This window comes from Sphingobacterium sp. UDSM-2020 (genome assembly GCF_016132525.1).
GTDB classification, from domain to species: domain Bacteria; phylum Bacteroidota; class Bacteroidia; order Sphingobacteriales; family Sphingobacteriaceae; genus Sphingobacterium; species Sphingobacterium anhuiense.
Genome location: NZ_CP066166.1, coordinates 4,605,349 through 4,625,242, shown reverse-complemented (window position 1 = coordinate 4,625,242; position 19,894 = coordinate 4,605,349). Strand labels below are relative to the sequence as shown.

Annotated in this window: 17 protein-coding genes; 5 read left to right on the top strand and 12 right to left on the bottom strand. The window is 39.9% G+C overall.

Going from position 1 to position 19,894, the window contains the following annotated elements; genetic code table 11:
- Positions 1 to 18: 18 nt before the first annotated feature.
- From JAZ75_RS19455 to xth, 4 genes are all read right to left on the bottom strand, one after another.
- The gene (locus tag JAZ75_RS19455) at positions 19 to 2,226 is read right to left on the bottom strand and encodes a xanthine dehydrogenase family protein molybdopterin-binding subunit (RefSeq protein ID WP_208697752.1); all 2,208 of its coding nucleotides are present in this window, start codon (positions 2,224 to 2,226) and stop codon (positions 19 to 21) included.
- A gap of 61 nt (positions 2,227 to 2,287) precedes the next feature.
- The gene (locus tag JAZ75_RS19450) at positions 2,288 to 3,265 is read right to left on the bottom strand and encodes an FAD binding domain-containing protein (RefSeq protein ID WP_183913169.1); all 978 of its coding nucleotides are present in this window, start codon (positions 3,263 to 3,265) and stop codon (positions 2,288 to 2,290) included.
- A complete protein-coding gene (locus JAZ75_RS19445; RefSeq protein WP_183913171.1) occupies positions 3,262 to 3,855 on the bottom strand; it encodes a (2Fe-2S)-binding protein in 594 nt (197 codons plus the stop codon). The genes JAZ75_RS19450 and JAZ75_RS19445 overlap by 4 nt, the downstream gene beginning before the upstream one ends.
- Before the next feature lie 581 nt (positions 3,856 to 4,436).
- On the bottom strand, positions 4,437 to 5,213 hold the full coding sequence (gene xth / locus JAZ75_RS19440; protein WP_317192271.1) for an exodeoxyribonuclease III: 777 nt from the start codon (positions 5,211 to 5,213) through the stop codon (positions 4,437 to 4,439).
- A gap of 252 nt (positions 5,214 to 5,465) precedes the next feature.
- On the opposite strand from xth, the gene JAZ75_RS19435 reads away from it, so the two are divergent.
- A complete protein-coding gene (locus JAZ75_RS19435) occupies positions 5,466 to 5,975 on the top strand; it encodes a DinB family protein (protein WP_208697751.1) in 510 nt (169 codons plus the stop codon).
- Positions 5,976 to 6,086: 111 nt separating this feature from the next.
- Positions 6,087 to 6,575, top strand: coding sequence for a PA2169 family four-helix-bundle protein (locus JAZ75_RS19430; protein ID WP_132839959.1), 489 nt, complete (start codon positions 6,087 to 6,089; stop codon positions 6,573 to 6,575).
- A gap of 160 nt (positions 6,576 to 6,735) precedes the next feature.
- Here the strand turns inward: JAZ75_RS19430 and JAZ75_RS19425 are convergent, their stop codons facing one another.
- Entirely contained in the window at positions 6,736 to 7,593 is an 858-nt protein-coding gene (locus tag JAZ75_RS19425; RefSeq protein WP_232789273.1) for a bestrophin family protein, read from the bottom strand.
- 194 nt (positions 7,594 to 7,787) lie between these two features.
- Between JAZ75_RS19425 and JAZ75_RS19420 the strand changes: the two genes are divergently transcribed.
- Together JAZ75_RS19420 and JAZ75_RS19415 are read left to right on the top strand one after the other, a co-directional pair.
- Positions 7,788 to 8,522 (top strand): hypothetical protein, encoded by a 735-nt coding sequence (locus JAZ75_RS19420; protein WP_208697749.1) that lies wholly within the window; start codon positions 7,788 to 7,790, stop codon positions 8,520 to 8,522.
- 295 nt (positions 8,523 to 8,817) lie between these two features.
- Positions 8,818 to 9,738 (top strand): hypothetical protein, encoded by a 921-nt coding sequence (locus JAZ75_RS19415; protein ID WP_232789272.1) that lies wholly within the window; start codon positions 8,818 to 8,820, stop codon positions 9,736 to 9,738.
- Positions 9,739 to 9,863: 125 nt separating this feature from the next.
- Here JAZ75_RS19415 and JAZ75_RS19410 read toward each other — a convergent pair whose 3' ends face one another.
- Positions 9,864 to 10,331 (bottom strand): PA2169 family four-helix-bundle protein, encoded by a 468-nt coding sequence (locus JAZ75_RS19410; RefSeq protein ID WP_208697745.1) that lies wholly within the window; start codon positions 10,329 to 10,331, stop codon positions 9,864 to 9,866.
- 336 nt (positions 10,332 to 10,667) lie between these two features.
- Between JAZ75_RS19410 and JAZ75_RS19405 the strand changes: the two genes are divergently transcribed.
- Complete coding sequence (locus JAZ75_RS19405) at positions 10,668 to 11,192, top strand: ankyrin repeat domain-containing protein (RefSeq protein ID WP_208702545.1); 525 nt, start codon at positions 10,668 to 10,670, stop codon at positions 11,190 to 11,192.
- Positions 11,193 to 11,272: 80 nt separating this feature from the next.
- Here the strand turns inward: JAZ75_RS19405 and JAZ75_RS19400 are convergent, their stop codons facing one another.
- The 6 genes from JAZ75_RS19400 to JAZ75_RS19375 all read right to left on the bottom strand — a co-directional run bounded on the left by JAZ75_RS19400 (position 11,273) and on the right by JAZ75_RS19375 (position 19,421).
- Positions 11,273 to 13,465: a catalase gene (locus tag JAZ75_RS19400; protein WP_208697743.1), complete on the bottom strand. Its 2,193-nt coding sequence runs from the start codon at positions 13,463 to 13,465 to the stop codon at positions 11,273 to 11,275.
- A gap of 15 nt (positions 13,466 to 13,480) precedes the next feature.
- The gene (locus tag JAZ75_RS19395; protein WP_208697741.1) at positions 13,481 to 14,032 is read right to left on the bottom strand and encodes a ferritin-like domain-containing protein; all 552 of its coding nucleotides are present in this window, start codon (positions 14,030 to 14,032) and stop codon (positions 13,481 to 13,483) included.
- Between the two features lie 11 nt (positions 14,033 to 14,043).
- Entirely contained in the window at positions 14,044 to 14,511 is a 468-nt protein-coding gene (locus JAZ75_RS19390; RefSeq protein WP_208697734.1) for a ferritin-like domain-containing protein, read from the bottom strand.
- 273 nt (positions 14,512 to 14,784) lie between these two features.
- Complete coding sequence (locus JAZ75_RS19385) at positions 14,785 to 16,323, bottom strand: FAD-dependent oxidoreductase (protein ID WP_208697732.1); 1,539 nt, start codon at positions 16,321 to 16,323, stop codon at positions 14,785 to 14,787.
- A gap of 73 nt (positions 16,324 to 16,396) precedes the next feature.
- Positions 16,397 to 19,096: a DNA ligase D gene (gene ligD, locus JAZ75_RS19380; protein ID WP_208697730.1), complete on the bottom strand. Its 2,700-nt coding sequence runs from the start codon at positions 19,094 to 19,096 to the stop codon at positions 16,397 to 16,399.
- A 73-nt stretch (positions 19,097 to 19,169) separates the two neighbouring features.
- Positions 19,170 to 19,421, bottom strand: a complete 252-nt coding sequence (locus JAZ75_RS19375; RefSeq protein WP_208697728.1) for a hypothetical protein — start codon at positions 19,419 to 19,421, stop codon at positions 19,170 to 19,172.
- Positions 19,422 to 19,894: the final 473 nt, after the last annotated feature.

Genomic DNA, 19,894 nt, shown 5'->3' with positions numbered 1-19,894 from the left:
ATCAATTAAGGTGTTTGATTAACTTAATATTTTATCTGGAGTAATGGGTAAACTGCGTAATCTTTTGCCCGTAGCATTATAAATGGCATTCGCAATTGCAGCGGCCGTTCCAATAATTCCCACCTCACCTAAACCTTTAGCCCCAGTCGGGTTGATAAAAGGATCTGATTTACCGATAAAACTGACATCAATTATTGGTGCATCGGCATTAACCGGAAAATGATAGCCTGCCAGATCATCAGCAATAGCTCCACCGATCCGCGTATCCAGCAGGCGCTCTTCCATAAGTGCCATTCCGATGCCGCCGACAGCTGCACCTGACATCTGGTTGGCTGCCGCTTTTTCATTCACAATTTTACCTCCATCGGCCACACAGACCATTTTTGTCACCATGACCTTTCCCGTTTTCACATTGACCCTTACTTGGCAAAAATGAGCAGCAGAAGAGCAAAAAGCATATTTCTTACGCTCTTCACCGGGACCTGAGGTCGCTTCTACCACTAATTCATCTAAGTTATTTTGCTGCCACAAGGTATCCAAAGGAATAGTTGCTGTTGTATCATTTTTCAAAGACAAACCAGTTTCAGACAGCACTAAGGCATCTGCCTGTACATCCTTGAACTTTTGGTCATGTTGAGCGGCATAGGTTAACAGCTTTTCTTTCAGCTGACGCACCGCTTCCACAACAGCCCCGCTTACCGAAGACATTCCAGTACTTCCACCTTGGCTGGGCGCTGGAGGGAGATTGGAATGACCAAGTTCGATTGTTATTTTATCTTTCGGAATTCCTGTTATTTCGTGGGCAATATTTTTAATACCCGTCCCTGTTCCTGTACCGATATCGGTCATTGCAGTCTGAATGATCAGGCTTCCATCTTGTTTCATTTTTATGGCGGCACTCGTTTTATTTCGTCCGGCATTCCACATTCCAACAGACATACCGTAACCAATATGCCAGTCGCCATCCCGCATGCTATTCGGTTTCGGATGCCGCTTTTCCCAACCGATACGTTGAGCCCCTTCGTTCATACAATCAACTAAATAATTTGAAGACCAAGGTAATTTAGAATCCGGATGATGCGTTACAGCAATATTTTTAGCTCGGATCGCTACAGGATCTAAATTCAATTTATAGCTCAATTCATCGATGGCACATTCAACTGCAAAATCTCCAGTACAATCACCGGGACCACGCATCCAGGTCGCGGCATTGATATTTAACGGCACTAGTGCATCCTCAGTCTTAAGATGTTCAAAATCATAAATCAGACGCGTTATCCGTGTGATCTGATCTGAAAACCGTTCGTATAACGAGGTTTCATTACGGGCCTGATGATGGATGCCTATAAATTTTCCCTGATCATCTGCTCCAAGCTTTATTCTTTGCCAGGAAGCAGGACGGTAACCGGTACCAATAAACATCTGCGGTCTTGTCAGCATTAACTTTACGGGACGTCCCACTTGTTTAGCTGCCATAACGGTAGCCAGCACATGAGGCCAAACCCGTAGACCAGAGCCAAAACCACCACCGACAAATTCGCTCATGACCTCCACCTGTTCCTTTTTCAGATTAAACAAAGGAGCGATCACCTGTTGTACATTATTCACTCCCTGTGTCTTGTCGTAGAGTTTTAGATGATCGGTACCAGTCCATGCAGCGATCGTGGCATGCATTTCCATGGGGTGATGTACCTCCGTTTTAATTTCATATTCGGCCTCCACCACATGAGGTGCATCTTGCCAGCTCTCGAGATTTCCGCGTTCTTTACCCGCTTCCTGAAGTGGGATCTGTGCGTAGGTAGAGTCAAAATCAACATTAAATTTTGTCTTTTCATACTGCACCTCTACCAGCGATGCCGCATAAGTGGCATCCTCAAGTGTCTCCGCCATAACCAGTACGACCGGCTGTCCCTTGAAATAAATGGTGTCTGTATGAAATACAGGAAGACCAAAACGCGATTCTTTAATCAACGCCTCCGTCGCAAACCCAGGAACTGCAGGTTTTTCCAGATGGGATACAAAACCAAGCACAGATTTAACTTGTTTCGCTTTGGACAGATCAATATTTTTAATTTTGCCACTGGGAACCGTGCTTCCCACTAAAACAGCATAGCACATATGATCCACAGCATATTCGGCGGCATACTTGCCTTTCCCTGTCACTTTATCCCGTGCTTCAACGCGTCCTTCAGGTATATGTATATTTTGTTGATTCAAGTCTTTCATTTTACATTATTTTGTAAAAACCCATTCTTTTTTATTAAAAAACGTTATTCCCTGCTACAGATTAAGCTAGCAGGCATTGTGCCAGTGCAGATTCCACAGCACCTTTCAGCATGCCTACTTTAAAACCATTTTGTGCCAAGGGATGCGCATCCGCGACAATCATGGCGGCGGCCTCGCTAAATACAGCAGCAGTGGCATTTTTACCGATCAAGAACTCTTCAGCTTCCAGCCAGCGCCAAGGTTTATGTGCTACACCACCAGAGGCTAGCCGAGCTTCAACGATACGGTCACCGTCCAAGTGCAGTGCAGCGGCTACCGAAACCAGAGCAAAGGCATAAGAAGCCCGGTCTCTGATCTTAAGATAAGCACAATGTTTCGCAAATGGATTTTCTGGAATTTTAATAAATGAAATTAAAGCATGATCCGGTAAATTATTGTCCAGATGAGGATCATTTCCCGGAAGACGATGAAACTCCTGAAAAGGTATAACAGTCTCTTTTTGATCTTTTGTGATCACGTGTACTTCAGCATCCAATGCAACAAATGCGACACAGAGATCAGATGGATGTACAGCAACACAATCTTTACTATAACCAATTATGGCGCTCATCCTATTTTCTCCAGCATATGCACTGCATCCGGTACCCGGTTCACGCTTATTGCAGTCGGTAGTGGTATCGTAGAAATATGGACAACGGGTACGTTGCAAGATATTACCTCCTGTAGAAGCCATATTTCGGATCTGCGGAGAAGCTCCAGCCAAAACAGCTTTTGCAAGCAACGGAAAATCCTTTAATACCTTCGCGTCGGTCGCAATTTCAGTATTGCGAACCATAGCACCGATATGAATATTTTTGTCATGTGTATCTATTGTACGAATAAGCGCATTATTAATGTCTACAACAGTATCCGGAAGATGCACGTTCTTTTTCATCAAATCGACCAGATTTGTTCCGCCCGCGATATACTGCACATGATCTTTTTTATGAGAAAGTGCAGTTTTGGTATTGGTTACTCTTATAAATTCGAAAGGTTTCATGATTGCGCTACTTTTTGAATAGATTCAACAATACCGTTATAAGCTCCACAGCGGCAAAGATTGCCACTCATAAATTCCTTTATTTCCTCGATGGATTGTGTATGTCCCTCTTTTACACAGGCAATAGCCGACATAATTTGCCCCGGAGTACAATAGCCACATTGAAAACCATCACATGCAATAAAAGCCTCCTGCATTGGATGCAGGTGCTCACCATCGGCAATACCTTCAATCGTGGTTACGTCTTTTCCGACCGTAGAGGCAGAAAGAGTCAAGCAGCTTAAAACCCTTACGCCATCCACATGGACCGTGCAGGCGCCACATTGACCGTGATCACAGCCTTTCTTTGTACCGGTAAGGCCAAGGTTTTCACGCAAAAGATCCAGCAAAGTGGATCTTGTATCCGAATCAAGCGTATAGGGCTTTTTATTAACCTGCAATGTCAAAGGAGCTGTGCGCTTGGCAGGAACTATAAACTGCTTCACTTGTATATAGGCCGCTTTTAAAGAAGCCGGAAGGGTCGCCAGTAAAGTGAGGGCGCCCGTGGTCTTTAAAAAAAATCTTCTGCTGAAATTACTGTTTTTCTTCATAATTGGAATATTTTTTCGACTTTACTATTAAACAGTGAAGCCCAATTAATGTAGCCAAAGCATAACTTTAGAACAAATTAAAGCCGTTAAAAGTTTTCATATGCCCTTATTAAGGGCAAAACGTTATGCATAACGAAAAAACATTGTTATACGTATTTCAAATTTCATGAATACCGCACAATTAAGAGGTATATATTTTACTGTTTCTGCTACCAAAATTACTGATCCTAAGCGAAAGACTTTTTATGATCTCATATAACATCGATACGAAGTCGCCAGTTTAATTTTTTTAGCGAACTTTCATTTTTTTGAGGAGCACTTGCTGATTTTATTTTCCGTTCCAAATTCGCTAAACGTTTACGCCAGCGCATTATTTGCGGTTCTTCGTAAATAGGAAAACCATTATCATCGACGAGACCCAATGCTTTCGCTAAATTATGACTGAGAGCTGCAGATGTACTATTTTGACTTTTCCAATTATTGCCCGATCGCTTTTTAAAGCGCCGTTATAATCACCACCTTTTTCTTGCGGTTTACCTATTTTCATGAGCTCATTCAGTGAAATACGAATAGCTTTCACCCTATTTTTCTTTTAAACATATCCAGACCGGTGCGTGGTCGCTTGTTTTCTCCCAGCTTCTTACATGCCGGTCGATTCCGCCTTCTAAAAGTCTATCTTCCAATAAGGGACTAAGTAAAATATGATCCAAACGAAGACCGGCATTGCGGCTGTAAGCATGCCGCAGGTAGTCCCAGAAGGTATATACCTTCTGATCCGGAAATAATTTCCGGATAGTATCCAGCCATCCTTGAGCTATAAGATGCTCAAATGCCTTCCTGACTTCAATTCTGAACAAAGCATTATCAATGTATTTTTCCGGTTTATATGTATCCATCTCCGTCGGAATGATATTAAAATCTCCAATAAGGATGACGGGAATCTCCATCGCTAACAAGGTCTTAGTACGCTTGGCTAGCCGTTTTATCCAGTTCACTTTATAGTCGAACTTTGGTCCTGGATAGGGATTCCCATTAGGCAGGTACAAGCAGCAGATCACGAGCTGATTGACAATAACCTCTAGGTATCGGCTATGGGTATCGTCTTCATCTCCAGGCAATACGCGTGAGACTTCTGTGATATCGTATTTAGAAAGCACAGCAACACCGTTCCAGCTTTTTTCACCATGCCATACTGCCTTGTAACCAGCGTCGGTAATAGCCTGTATAGGAAAACGCTCCTGTGGAGCCTTTAATTCCTGCAGACAAACGACATCAGGAGATTCCTCCTTTAACCATCGAAGCAATACAGGTAGACGGCCATTAATACCATTGATATTATAGGTTGCTATTTTAATCATGACTTAGCATATATCATTATGATCACTTCACATTAAAACAAACACTGCTCACCAAAGTTTGACCGACAACGGTATTGAAATAAAAACATTATTATCCCGGTTAGTGAACAAAAGCGGACTATCTAGTGTACTCTTTAATATCAAGGCTTTAAAGGAGCCTAAATGAGATGAATACTGATATTTGCTAGAGGGTCGAGATCTGATGCAGGTAGGGTAATAACAGTTAGTATTTCACCACTTAAAACGAAAATCATGAAAAAAGTACTGATAACTAATGTGATGCAGCAATTGCGAGATATCGAAAGTGCTGATCTATGGATCGATGAAAATTTCGAAAAGAAGCTTACTGAAGTAAATGAAATGACAGCGTTCGAGCGTCCGCTTCCAGACATGCACAGCATCGCCGAATTGATGTCGCATTTGATCGAATGGCGAAAGGAAGTCCTCAGTCGTCTCCAAGGAAATCCCCGCGGACTTGAAATGACCGATGCCGCAAATTGGCGAACCAATACAGAACTTGCAAAAAAAGGATGGAAAAATATGCTGCAGGAATTTCATGGGACACAACAAAGCATCATCTACTTCCTGGAAGGCAAAGACGATGTATTTCTATCGACACCCTACCCTTATGCAGGTCCTGCATTTCCACACGATTACCAATATTTAGTAACAGGACTTATCCATCATGATCTATACCATCTCGGACAGATGGGCATAACGATTAAATTCTTAAAAATGCGCGAAATCAATCAGATGGCTTAATCATCTTTCAGCTTCATGGCATGTTTTATCCTTTAACATTCACCATAAGTTTAAATAATGAACTAACATTCTTTTAGATTGTTTATTAAATAAACATGAAGAGCATATACGATGGAAAATTTATTGCAGGAACAGGCCTATCTGTTAAATAATTTAGTAGAGGCCAATAATGACCGAATTGCCGGTTATACCAAATATATTGAACTGTTACCAAAAGATACGCACAACGATATTGATAAGTACCTTAGGCAATACCGGGACCAGTCGGAGCAATTTATTACGGACCTCAAGCCCTTTGTCTATGAGGCGAGTGAATTTCCACAGATAAACACTACGATTTCCAGCAAATTGCGTAACATGTGGCTGGATCTCAAAAATAGTTTTGTGGAGAATACGATCCAGAGCATCTTAAACGATTGCGAAAAAAGAGAAGACATTTATAAGCGCGTGTATCAGCACACCCTGGAAGAGAAAGAAGTGCTGACATTAGAAGCAGAGCATCTTATTCGCCACCAGGCGATACTGCAGCTTCAGGCTCATGACCATATAAAAAGCCTGCGGGACAAAAATTTAGCGGATTGCTCCTCATTGCCGCATTGATCCGTTAAGATGATTTTTAAAGGTAGCAATGCGCAAAGAAAAGCAAGCACCAATCGATGCTTGCTTTTATATCCCTATTTTTTTCAATACGTGAATCGATTTTCGCAGTTCTAAAAATCTGGAACTGCTATCCTTAAGATCGAACTCCTAATTCCCACAATTAGAGAATAAAAAATGTCTTTGGCTTCAACGGCTCCGGTATATGATCTTCTCCAAGCAACTGTTTGATATTGATTTCAATATTACGGGCTATCGCGGTTACGGGCACATCACTTTGCCGATTGCGAAAAGGATCCTGCAGATTATAGGCCGTCTTATCTGCCAGGAAAAACAATGCAGCGATCAGCACCAATAGCGGGATCTCGAAAATCGGGCTGACATCCTGTATCGCGATCGAGAGGGTAATCAGAAAGAGATAGATCGCTCCGTGAAGAAAAAGGCGGTAAGTAACCGGAAATACCGTCGAATTGATCCGTTCGGCTCTACCCATCGCATCAACCAAACGCACTAGGGTCTGATCCAGCTGGACACGAAAAAAATCAGATATTGCCTGCTTTTTTGATAAGTCCTTGATGGTAAGTGCCTGCATCTGGGTAATTGCTAAAGGCACATTCCGATGCTCCTGTAAATGGTCGAGCTCCTCCTGTGTCAATTCCAATGGTCTTGCAAGCGGGTTGAGGTCACGAAGAGAATCTCCTAATGCATAGCACCAGGCAATCTGCTTATAAGCAATATCTTTGATCACTCCTGCATATTCAGCAGCGAGGTAACTCTGCATCTGGATAACGAGCGACCGGGAGTCATTGACAATAGCGCCCCATACTTTGCGTGCTTCCCACCATCTTTCGTACGACTGGCTCATTTTAAAAGACAGTAAGACCGATATGGCGGTACCTAAAAATGCAGGAACCCCCAAGGGCATATCCGGAAGCTCGTCGTGCAAAATATAAGTCAATCCATTAAATATTAAGCCAAAAATGGCCACCAAAGCCACTTCCCTTTTAACTTTGTTAAACATATAACGAAAGGGAATTTTAGAAGAGTTTAAGATCATAATAGCTTAACAAATAGTATTTATATCTGTTTCCGACTGCGCTATTTTTTTTTAAATTTTGTAGCGGTATGCGGACAGACATAGGAATTACCATTTGATTTCCCGGTTTAATAAAACTTTTAGATATTTGTGTATAATGCCTTATACGATAACCGGGCTTGACTAAATCAAACGTAAACGACAATAGATTGAGAAATTATGCTGACAGTATTGAATACAAAAAATATTTGGAGCAATACAATTACATATTTGACAAAGACTATTTCATCGATCAAGAAATCCATTTTTTGACAGACGAAATCAAATTGACTATTGACAATTACAATCATTCTTATAACCTCACGCACAATTATGGAAAATCAATTAGTTGCCAAAGGTTAACGTTGTACGATAACCATGACAATCAATTATATACCACTCGATATGCTTTTGGAAAAATATTTTATCAATATATCAGGCATTCAAATAACAACGAGTACTTTGTTTCAGGTAACGACCTGATGGAGTATGCTATTTATAACATCACAAAAAACAAAGCATATAAATTTGTCAGTGAATGCCGCATTGACGAAAATTCTGAAGAGGATTGCGACAACGAATTTTGGTATATAAAAGAATGGCTTTATAACCCGGCAAATAATCTGATTGCCATTCATGGCCAAGATGGAATGAATTGTTCGACGGTAACCGTCTGTGATTTTACCAACCCGGAAATACTGCCTCTAAAATTTAAAAATCTTTATAAAATTATAGCCGACCACTGTCAAGATGGAACTTGCAGTGCTAAGCGCTGGACCGATAATAATCTTTTAGAACTTGAAGTGTGTGAAGAGAATTCAAAAATCATATATTTGTCAGCGCAAGAAATTATAGCATTATTAAACCTAAAATGAAACAAATAAGCACAAACGCCAACCTCAAACCGTTCAAGGTAATGTTAACACACATCACAATTAAAAACTGTTCAGTACAAAAAAACCTCAGTCAGTAATTTATTTTTAAGAATTCGATTTACTGACAACACTTTTGAACCAAAAAATCACCAAAATACACATGAAGAAATTTTTAAAAGTCCTTAAATTCACATCGATTACTATTTTAAGTATTTGCGTGCTTTTTATTTTATATTTTTTTATCAGCAATAAATTATTTTTAGAATCTAAAAATGAGGATAATATAAGCTATCTAATGAAAAATAGTACGGAAATCACAAATTCAATTCATGACAAATTATTTGATGATGATTTTTATCAATCAAAGGTTTTCCTTTTGGGAGAAATTCATGGCTACGCTGACAATCAGACATTGGACAGGCAGTTGCTTTTTTTCTTAAATAAAAAAGTGGGTCTTAAATATTACATTGCAGAAATGGATAGCATAACAGCTGCAAAACTGAATAATTTCCTAACAGATAGCTTAAAAAATCAAGAAACTTTAAAGGCCGTTGTATTGGCCATCCGTAAAAGAATTCCGCAACAATCAAGTCAGGAGCTTTTGGAAAAATGGAATGCTATTTACGATTATAATCAACAGCTAACCGACTCTTCAAGAATTACAGTAATAGGAGTTGACAAGAATGTTGATGATCATTCAAAAGTGGCCAGAGATTCGGCAATGGTCATTAATTTTAAGAATTCAATCAAGCGCTTAAAACTTGAAAATGAAAAATTCTACGGTCTTTTTGGTTATTTCCACGTATTGCAAAATACAACTGAAAATGGAAAACCAACATTCGCTTCTGAACTAAAAAAATCGGGTATAAAAACCACGAGTTTTGTTAGCTATACCTTAGACAGCGAAATGTACCTTCCTAAAATTCCGCAATTTCCCACGCCAGAAAATGAACGAGTGGACTGGAGTAATGCAGATGGTCCATTACAACTTGTAAAGGGAATCAATGATTTAAAAGAATTGAGTAAACCAAATTCAATTACGCTATTTAAGTTAAATTCAGAGAACTCACCCTTTCGAAAATCGCAACACCTAATCAGTATAAAATCGAGAGTTTTTGGTGAAAATATTGTTCCTCAAAAGAGCACGTTTACAACAGATTATTTTCAATATGTTTTTTTATTGAGAAATTCCAAAGCATTAACAAGCCTGAAATAAGTAATTCAGCTTTTGCTAAAAACGTTAAAATAAAAAAATACCCGGCATGACCGGGTATTTTTATGATCATAATGCTGATCGCTTATTCAGCGGAGATTACTGTTTCGAGATTAAACATCCATTATTTACAACGTTACCTCGTCACGCAACATCTTAATGGCATCATGTGCCTCCAGCTGTTTATCCAACTGCTTTAAAAGAATATTTTTCACTTCGACAGACAATTGATCATTATCCTCTTCCAGAATTTTTTTGTACGTGTCCTTAAAAGCATCCTCTCCTCTTTCGCAACTTTCCAGTAAACTTTTTCTATCATTCCCTGCAATGGTTACTTTCACATTCATCCACATTCTGAACAGTTTACCGCTGAGCATCGTTGCTTCAGTGGGGTGCTCACCTTCCATTTCTACAAAAGGTTTCAGCTCGTCAATAAAATGCTGTGATTGTAAGACATATTTTGCAAATAATTGCTGTAAGCTATCCAAACTTAACGTATGCGAAAGATCTAATGCTGTTTTATAACCTTCCACCCGATCATTATTAATTTTTATCAGGTCATTGATAATTTCTGGGTTGTTCAAATGATTTTCCATAATACATGAGTTACTTCATAAATATTTCTACAGGAATAACAAGCCATCCGAAGAGGAGTTCACGGTCTCTTTAATTTCAAGTATTAACACAGCAATACGGTAATAAATCACCAGAACAATGTATTGTTACTGGCTATGCTAAAAAACGTTTGCCAAATAAGTAATTTCAAATCCAGATGAAGATAGTGCTATTTAAAATATTGTTATTTAGTGAAGCACGGCAACTAAATTTGATCTTGTTTGTTATTGATATAACAGGATTAGGAAATCCTGGTGAAAGCTAAACTGGCAAGAAGTGCCTTCTGAATTTGAACATATAGGTATTATAAACATTCAATAAATAGGTTATTAAACATAATTATAAGAATAGACTTAAATAAAAATTATATGATACAGGACGCTCACATTATCATTCATGCCGCACGTGTAGGCAATATTGAAGTACTGGAAGAACTTATTCGCCAAAAAGCAGATCTGAATAGCCGGGATGACAAAGGGTATAGTCCCCTTATTATTGCTTGTTATAATAACCAATATCAAGCTGCACAATTATTACTGAACTCAGGCGCACATGTTAATGCACAAGATAACGGTGGCAACACTGCACTGATGGGAGCTGCATTCAAAGGTTATAAAGATATCGCCGAACTATTAATCAGCCATGGTGCAAATCTTGATCTTCAGCATGGAAATGGTGGCACTGCACTTATGTTTGCGGCCATGTTTGGAAGAAATGAAATGCTGCAGCTTTTATTGGAGCGCGGTGCTAATAAAAGTATTCTTGACACAAGAGGCTTGTCGGTAGAAGATCTGGCTGCGCAACAAGGGAATGAAATTGCGTTGTCCATCTTACAAAATTAAAACCTCATGACCTTTTTTTAAATAAAAACACCCGGCACTCCACAGTACCGGGTATTTTTTATTAACAATATACGGAATGATTATGCAGGTATCAATCGTGGTTTTTCACGGTTCCAAAAGCGATGCTGTGCTATTGCTTGCATAAATAACGGCGCTAGTGCAGCTCCATCTTCTGCAACGACCACACCTTCCGCCAGAACAGATTCCTCAGAAAAATCTTCCGGAAGTTTCTTAAAGAAATAAGTCGCCTCGAGTACCTGTAGCGCCTGTTCATCGGCTGCAATTGCTTTACAATGCTTAAATGCTTCATTCAAAAAATGAACGGCATTTGCTTCAGCTTCCAGCGTTGCCACACTATTCGTGCCTCCGGGTACATATACAGCGTCGTATAGCACGGATGCCGCGGTCAAAAAGCTTTCATCCACTGGCACAACAGAATCATCCGCCGCAATCACCATGCCCTGTTTTGGTGCGATCACATGGACTACTCCGCCCGCCGCGATCACACTTTCTTTCAAGGAATTCAAAGATTTCGCATTGACGCCATCAGCGGCTAGGATCGCAATCTTTCTACTGATTATGCTGTCCTTAACAGTATTTGCCATACTTAAGGCTTCTGATTTTTTCACCTCTCCATCAACTTGTACCGGTTTATAATCCTCAGGATTACCATCTGCGGGTATACTACGGTTCACTGGCTGCTCTAAAACAGCAGGAACTTGAAGCCCCAACTGGAAGGCAACAGCGGCAGCCAATCCTTTATCAACCAGTGATAAAATTCCGACCATTCTTTCACGAACGGCGACTGTTTTTACTTTCCCTAATTCAAAGCTAAAAGCATCTATGATGTGATTTTTTTCCGGCTCCGATTGGCTGTAAAAAAACAACCTCGCTTGACTAAAATGATCAAGAAAGCTTTTGCTTCTATTTCTTACTTTTCTTGCATCGATGCGTTCCTCATAAGAAGTAAAGCCACCATCGGCTTCTTTCACCTGCTGCGGATCGTTATTACCCATTGAATTGGGTCCATAGCTGACCTTACCTCGGTTAATTGTTTGACGCATAAAACCGTCCCTTTGGTTATTATGCACCGGAACAATGGGGCGATTGATTGGGATTTCATGAAAATTAGGTCCTCCTAACCGGATCAACTGCGTATCGGTATAAGAAAATAAGCGGCCTTGTAGCAAAGGATCGTTTGTAAAATCAATACCCGGCACTACATTTCCGACATGGAATGCCACCTGCTCCGTTTCAGCAAAGAAATTATCAGGATTGCGATTCAAGGTCATCTTTCCTATCCGTTGTACCGGAACCTGTTCTTCGGGAATAATCTTGGTCGGATCTAAGAGGTCAATGCCAAACTTAAATTCATCTTTTTCTGCCACAATCTGTACCCCTAATTCCCATTCTGGGAATGCCCCACTTTCTATTGCCTCCCAAAGATCCCTTCTGTGGAAATCCGGATCTTTTCCTGAGATATTTTGGGCTTCATCCCAAGCAACGGAGTGGACACCCAGTAAAGGTTTCCAATGGAACTTGACAAAATGCGCTTCACCTTGCTCATTGATAAAACGAAAGGTATGGACTCCAAAACCTTCCATCATCCGGTAACTGCGCGGTATGGCGCGGTCACTCATCAGCCACATGATCATATGGGTAGATTCGGGCATGACCGAAATAAAATCCCAAAATGTATCGTGCGCAGATGCTGCTTGCGGAATTTCATTATCAGGCTCTGGTTTCACAGCATGAACAAGATCTGGAAATTTCATGGCATCCTGAATAAAAAATACCGGCATATTATTACCCACCAGATCAAAGTTGCCTTGTTGGGTATAGAATTTAACCGCGAAACCCCGCACATCTCTAGCCAGATCTGTAGATCCTTTGGAACCTGCCACAGTCGAAAACCGAACAAATACAGGCGTTTCAATTTCGGTATCATTTAAAAAGCCAGCTTTGGTTACACTAGCTAAAGATTCATACAATTTGAAGACCCCATGAGCCCCCGATCCGCGCGCGTGGACGACACGCTCAGGGATCCGTTCGTGATCAAAATGAGTAAGTTTCTCCCGGAGAATAAAATCTTCCAGCAACGTTGCGCCGCGGTCGCCAGCTTTAAGGGAGTTCTGGTCGTCATTGATGGCCAATCCATGGTCTGTTGTCATCGATTGATCTGTGGCATCTGTTGTATGGGGAGCAAGAGATTTTGTTTTATCATTTTCTGCAGAAACTGCAGCTTGTTCTAACATATCTTTTTTTTTCATCATCTACGATTTTATAATTTATGATTCTTCAGCAGCCGTATAGTTCACTTCATCTTCCGCTACTTCGGTCAACAGGATATCAGCGGCCTTCTCTTCAGCAAGCGTTTGTTCAAGTAGGGTAGCTACTTCCGGCAATCCCAATGTATTGGATAACTGCAGCAAACCGCCATAACTGGCAATTTCATAATGTTCCACTTTTTGAGAGGCTAAAATAATACCGACATCCCGCGTGGCTGTTCCCGCCTCAGTACTTTCGATAATACCCTCTCCTTCTTTTGCTAGACCTTCCATTGCATCACATTTTTTAGCAATGGCGACTTTTCCCATCAGTTGGAAAATGTTTTCCAGACGCGCGACATGCTCTTCCGTTTCTTTCAAATGATTGGTAATTGCTTTCACCAATGCCGGTGATGTAGCTGCTTTGATCATCTTTGGTAAGGTTTTAACCAAATGATTTTCTGCCCAGTACAGGTCCATAATCCCATCCATAAAAAGCTCATTCAATGCCGGCTCCGCAGTAATGGAAGATTTAGTTTTAAATTTCGGGGTAGTTCCAGTTTCGTTTTTCATAATATTCGGATTTATAATGTTACGTTATCGCGCAAACTTTTAATCTCATTATGCGCTTCAGATTGTTTGCTCAATTGCTCTAACAATTTATTACATGCGCCCAATGATAAATCATTGACATCCTCTACAAGTATTTTTTTATACATTTCTTTAAACGCATCTTCCCCCTTTTCGCAACTTTCGAGCAAACTATATCTATCGTTTCCGACAATATTTCCTTTGATACTCATCCACATTCTAAACAGCTTACCACTTAACATCGTCTCATCGGTAGGTTTCTCCCCTTCTCGAAGCACATAAGGTTTCAATTCTTCAATAAAACGTTCGGACTGTAAGATGTTATTTGCAAATAGCTGGCGCAGGGTGTCAAGCTCTAAACCATGAGCAAGATCTAAAGCTCTTTTATAACCCGCAATGCGATCATTATTAATCTTTATTAAGTCATTGATGATGTCAGGGTTGTTGAAGTTATTTTCCATAATACTTGTTTTTAGTTGATTTAACACTTATAGAAAAAGAACATGCCACTTCACTGTTAGTTCACAAAAGACATATTTCGGGTATTTACCCATAGAGAACGTATTAAGCACCTGTAGACAACTTGTTCGTACCTATAGACAACTTATTCGTACCTAATAACATAATTTAAAAAATTACAGCTTATCTTTACTCTGTAAGAAAGTTCTGTGTTCAATTGCTAAAATGACAAGTTTATCATCAACAAAGGCTCAGTTACAGGTTAATATAAGGAATTATTCATCTCCCTCATCTAAGTTGTAGGTACACAAGCCTTCCGTCGCCGGACCTGTGAGTAAATCTCCATTTGGCGCATAGCGTGCACCATGACAAGGGCAGTCCCAACTTTTTTCGGTGTTATTCCATTGCACGATACAGCCGGCATGTTTACACACTGGATCAACGGCAAGTAATGTTCCTTCCGAATCCTTATATAAACCTATTGTGTGCTTTTGATAATCGACAATTTTTCCTTCCCCCTTTGCGAGATCAGCTAAATCATCAATCTTATCTATAGTAAGGCGGTCCAAGATGAGATGTTTTGCGACATTAAAGTTTTCAGTAATAAAATTTGAAAATCCAGCGATGGGCTTGATCCTTCCAGGTGAAAACAATTTTTCATATTCACTAGATCCATTAACAATAAGGTCGGAAATAATTTTTGCAGACAAGGTGCTGAAGATCATACCGTTTCCACTATATCCAGTGGCAACAAACTGCTGTTTGGATTTCTTTCCTGGAAAATAACCGATATATGGGAGTCCGTCTGTACTATCATAGTACTGAGAAGACCATCTGTATACCACCTCTTCAACAGCATAATGCTTTCTTACGAATGCCTCCAATATTACAAAATTGAATTCAGGATTAGGATGTTGACCCGTTTTATGATCCTGTCCTCCAACTAATAATATATTTTGATTCTGATACGTTGCTTTTCTAAAGTAGTGGAAAGGATCCTGCATATCGTAGATGAGATCTTCGGGATATTGATTGTCATCCTTTAAGCGAAATCCCATCACATAGCTTCTATAGGGGGCAAGTTTAAACGTCAATAAATGCGTACCCGGTGGCGTATGTGTCGCATAAACAACAGCGTCTGCGTGATAATTGGTACCGTTATCAACCGTTACTCGTTGTCGATTATTTTCTTCATTGATTTCTGTAACTGTGGTCCGTTCCCGAATATCACCGCCCAATTTTTCATACTCTTCTACCAGAGCTTGTAGATATAACAAAGGATGAAAACGGCCTTGTTCTTCAAATTTTATCGCTTTTGTTTTATCCATCGGACCAGGAATGTCGTCGGTATAGGTAACTTTCAGACCTACCTCAAGAATAGCATCATATATTTTTTTCAATTCTTTTTCTTCATCTTCATTGGTGGCATACATATAGCCGTCACAATATGCAAAATCACAGGAAATTTCAAATTCTTGCACATGGTTGAAAATAATCTTTAACGCCTCTTTGGCTGCGTTAGCCGATAGGATGGCATTTTCTTTGCCAAAATTAGCGATCAGATCGCAGTAAGGGGTGTCAAGAACAGTATTCAGATGCGCAGAAGTGCCTGAAGTTGTGCCAAAGCCAAAGGTATTGGCCTCTACAATTAGACAGTTTTTACCTGCCTTTTGAAGCATTAAACCCGTAGTAATCCCCGTTAGACCTGCGCCTATGATGACCACATCATAATCATTTTGCTGTACTACCTCTTTAAAATCACACCACTCACTTGTGTCTTGCCAATAACTTATGTTAGCTCCGTCTCTTTTCATAATTTTTCATTTATTGGAATATTATATCTTGTCATCGTCCATCAGTAAACCGTCCTACAGTGATGGTATTTACCTATTCTGCTGCATATTTTTCAATTACTTTTTTGAGATCAATTCCTTTACCTAGCACAGGTTTAAAAATATCACCTAAACTTTCCACTCTTTCCACAGCATTAAATAAAGTAAAATCGCTCATCTTAAGTCCTTTTTTAACCTCTTCCCAATATAATGGCATGCTGACCGTAGCCCCAGGCTTTGGTCTCACCGAGTAGGCCGCTGCAATCGTTGCGTGCGGTCTGTTCTGCAGAAAATCGAGATACATTTTACCCTTTCGATCTTTTACGGTGCGCTCCAGCGTTGTATAATCGGGCAGCTCCCGATTGATAAGTGTTACGATCACACGTGCAAATTCTTTGGACTGTTCGTAGGTATATTTGTTGTTCAGGGGAATGTAGATATGCAGTCCTGTAGACCCACTCGTTTTGCAATAGCTGGGCACGCCCATATCGTCCAGCAATTGTTTGGCAACCTGGGCAGTTTCAATCACCTGATTAAATGAATTTTTATCCGGATCAAGGTCAATAATACAAAATGTCGGATTGTCGGGTTTCTTGATCGTACTGCTCCAAGGATTCATTTCAATACAGCCTAGATTAGCCATGTAAAGTAAGGTTGCCTCATCTTTCCCAACCAGGTATAGTTTATCTTTCTGATCGGTTTCACTTTTATACAGGTAAGTATCAGCCCATTCTGGAGCGCTGTCGGCCACATTCTTAAAATAAAAGCCCTCGCCTGTTATGCCATCCGGAAACCGGTTCATGCTCTGTGGCCTATCTTTTAGATAAGGCAATATGTATGGCGCGATCTGATAATAATAATTAATCAGGTCACGCTTTGTAATTTTCTCTTTTGGCCAAAAAATCTTATCCAGGTTCGTGAATTTAAGTTCATGCTTATTGACCTTTTTCACCTGTGTCTTATCTGTCGGATTCAGTAACGTTTTTCGTTTCATTTTGCTGTGGGTTTCGATTATGTTCTCCTCAGATCCTTCAACAATCTGACGGGCTGATACTTCTTTTTCCAGAACAATTGTTTTTGGATCTTTATCTTCCCTCAATCCGTTAAATGAGGGATGCCGCATCACACCATCTGTCGTCATCTCTGTAAAACTCACCTCACAGATTAGTTTAGGAAGTAACCAGGTGACATTTGCATGTGGCGGATCAGGTCGGAATCGGGAAGCTTTATTTACGTCAGGTTCTGTGCTGAATGGAGATTTATCTGCGATCACTTTATTGAACTTCTCCAGCATTTCTTTTTGTAGTTTATCGCTAAAACCGGTTCCTACTTTACCCGTGTAAACCAGTTCTTTTCCTTCATATACACCAACAAGGATACTACTGAATAATTTACTTGTACCTTCATTTTTTGTAAACCCGCCGATGACCACTTCCTGACGTTTGTTTGCTTTGATCTTTAACCAGTCCTTTGTCCGTGCATGCACATGGTAAGCACTATCCTTCCGTTTTGCCATAATCCCTTCAAGCCCTAAATCCTTCGCGCTCTCCAAAAATTTAATGCCTGAAGTATAAAAAGGCGTGCTTAATTTAATCGTTTCGCTCGTTGGTAATATTTTTTGAAGGATTGCCTTGCGTTCCGTTAATGTTAAATGGGTAAGATCTTTTCCTTTATACCATATGATATCAAATACGTAGTATAACAAATCACCGTCTGCTTCGCTGCGCCAGTTTTGCAATGCGCCAAAATTAGCATGTCCGTCGGTTCCGACCACTACAATTTCGCCATCCAAAACAGCTTCGAGCTTCATCGCTTTTAGCTCATTATAAATGGGGTAAAATTTATCATTAAAGCTTTTATCGTTACGGGATTTGATGGTAACCTGTTGTCCTTGCAGAAATGAAACAGCACGGTATCCATCCCATTTTACTTCATACAGCCACTCATCGCTGTCAAATGGCTCATCGGTTAATGTGGCCAGCATGGGTTCCACCTGTTCATAAAAAAGCTTTTTGGGAGCATCCTTTAACAGCATCGGCACGTCAGTATCCTGATCCGGTTTTTCATCGGTATTGTCAAGCTGTTCATCAACAGGTAAAGCAGTTTGTTTTTTGCCACCCGTTTTCTTTTTTACCGTGCTTTTTTTGGTAACGGTTTTCTTACCGTAAATGTGATCAGGCGACTTTTCCATCTGGGCGATGCTCTTTTTAGAAATTACAGATTTATCCTTCAATGTAATATCTTTTGTACTGGCATACTGGTCATCAAGCTTCATCAACAACCAACTATTTTCAGCTTTACCATATGCTTTGACGAGCGCAAATTCACCTCTCAGTTTTTTACCGTTTAGCTTAAATTTTAGCTTACCTGCTTTTAATTGTTTCAAAAGATCTTTTTCCTGCTTTTTCAGATCGGTATCTTCGGCATCCCCAGTTTCATATGTCCCCTCATCCCAAACAATCACAGTGCCTCCACCATATTGACCTTTTGGAATGACACCTTCAAAATTTCGATAATCGTACGGGTGATCTTCGACCATCATGGCCAGCCTTTTAATATCAGGATCAAGCGAAGGACCTTTTGGTACTGCCCAACTTTTAAGCACACCATCCATCTCCAAACGGAAGTCATAATGCAGGTGCGATGCATCATGCTTTTGGACTACGAATCTAAGTTCTTTACCAGAAGGTATACCGCCAAAAGGTTCTGGTGTACTTTCCTTTGATCTTTTTTGCTGATATTTTTCTAACGCCATAATTTCACAATTAAAATGCTATACCTTGTTCTTTCCTAATGAGCAGAGATTTAGATTACGCTAAAGTCTACGTTTAGGTCGCCTTTCCTTTTAGCTCCCAATGATCTTTAATGGTATTGCCCTCATCGTCTATTTTTAACCTACGAGCATAGCGTTCACCGATAATATTACCGTTAGAAGCTTTTGTACCTATAAAAAGTAAGATTGGCCTGCCTTCCTCATCCGTTTTAAACAGGAGATCATAACGACCAAATTTTTGTTCAATCATCGAAGATGGGGCGTATTGTTTTGCTAAAATTTTTAAGATCGGTTCTTTCAAAGACATAGTTTAGTTCATTTTTTAAGGAGAACATACCTATGATGCGTATGGTTCTTAAGAGCAACAAATCGCGTACTTTATGGAAATAACACGCATAAACCACGGCTAATAACTTTATATGATAAGTTTTGTGCTTTAACTTTCCCTTATTTAGGTTGTGGGAAGAACATTAAAATTTAAAAGCGCCTTTAAAACATTTCTTGAGCATGGCTAATATCTTTTCACGAAATAGTATATCAGTCCTAATTGATAAATGATGCGATAATATAGGTATTTAACAAATACAAGCAGATCTGTAAAGAGTTCTTCAAATTAAACTTAAATACAAACAACATTTTACGCATCTTTTCACACAGAAAAACGAGTGTGACGACTCATGAATTTAGGAATTCGAATTAAAAATATTCTAAATAATCACCTACTAGTTAGGTCTGAACAGCTTTTTGCTTATTTTTAAATAAGCTTTAACCGAAATTAAA

Coding starts and splice junctions, on each gene's coding strand:
- JAZ75_RS19455 (WP_208697752.1), bottom strand. CDS start 2,226: ATGAAAGACTTGAATCAACAAAATATACATATACCTGAAGGACGCGTT.
- JAZ75_RS19450 (WP_183913169.1), bottom strand. CDS start 3,265: ATGAAACCTTTCGAATTTATAAGAGTAACCAATACCAAAACTGCACTT.
- JAZ75_RS19445 (WP_183913171.1), bottom strand. CDS start 3,855: ATGAAGAAAAACAGTAATTTCAGCAGAAGATTTTTTTTAAAGACCACG.
- xth (WP_317192271.1), bottom strand. CDS start 5,213: ATGATTAAAATAGCAACCTATAATATCAATGGTATTAATGGCCGTCTA.
- JAZ75_RS19435 (WP_208697751.1), top strand. CDS start 5,466: ATGAAAAAAGTACTGATAACTAATGTGATGCAGCAATTGCGAGATATC.
- JAZ75_RS19430 (WP_132839959.1), top strand. CDS start 6,087: ATGGAAAATTTATTGCAGGAACAGGCCTATCTGTTAAATAATTTAGTA.
- JAZ75_RS19425 (WP_232789273.1), bottom strand. CDS start 7,593: ATGTTTAACAAAGTTAAAAGGGAAGTGGCTTTGGTGGCCATTTTTGGC.
- JAZ75_RS19415 (WP_232789272.1), top strand. CDS start 8,818: ATGAAAAATAGTACGGAAATCACAAATTCAATTCATGACAAATTATTT.
- JAZ75_RS19410 (WP_208697745.1), bottom strand. CDS start 10,331: ATGGAAAATCATTTGAACAACCCAGAAATTATCAATGACCTGATAAAA.
- JAZ75_RS19400 (WP_208697743.1), bottom strand. CDS start 13,465: ATGATGAAAAAAAAAGATATGTTAGAACAAGCTGCAGTTTCTGCAGAA.
- JAZ75_RS19395 (WP_208697741.1), bottom strand. CDS start 14,032: ATGAAAAACGAAACTGGAACTACCCCGAAATTTAAAACTAAATCTTCC.
- JAZ75_RS19390 (WP_208697734.1), bottom strand. CDS start 14,511: ATGGAAAATAACTTCAACAACCCTGACATCATCAATGACTTAATAAAG.
- JAZ75_RS19385 (WP_208697732.1), bottom strand. CDS start 16,323: ATGAAAAGAGACGGAGCTAACATAAGTTATTGGCAAGACACAAGTGAG.
- ligD (WP_208697730.1), bottom strand. CDS start 19,096: ATGGCGTTAGAAAAATATCAGCAAAAAAGATCAAAGGAAAGTACACCA.
- JAZ75_RS19375 (WP_208697728.1), bottom strand. CDS start 19,421: ATGTCTTTGAAAGAACCGATCTTAAAAATTTTAGCAAAACAATACGCC.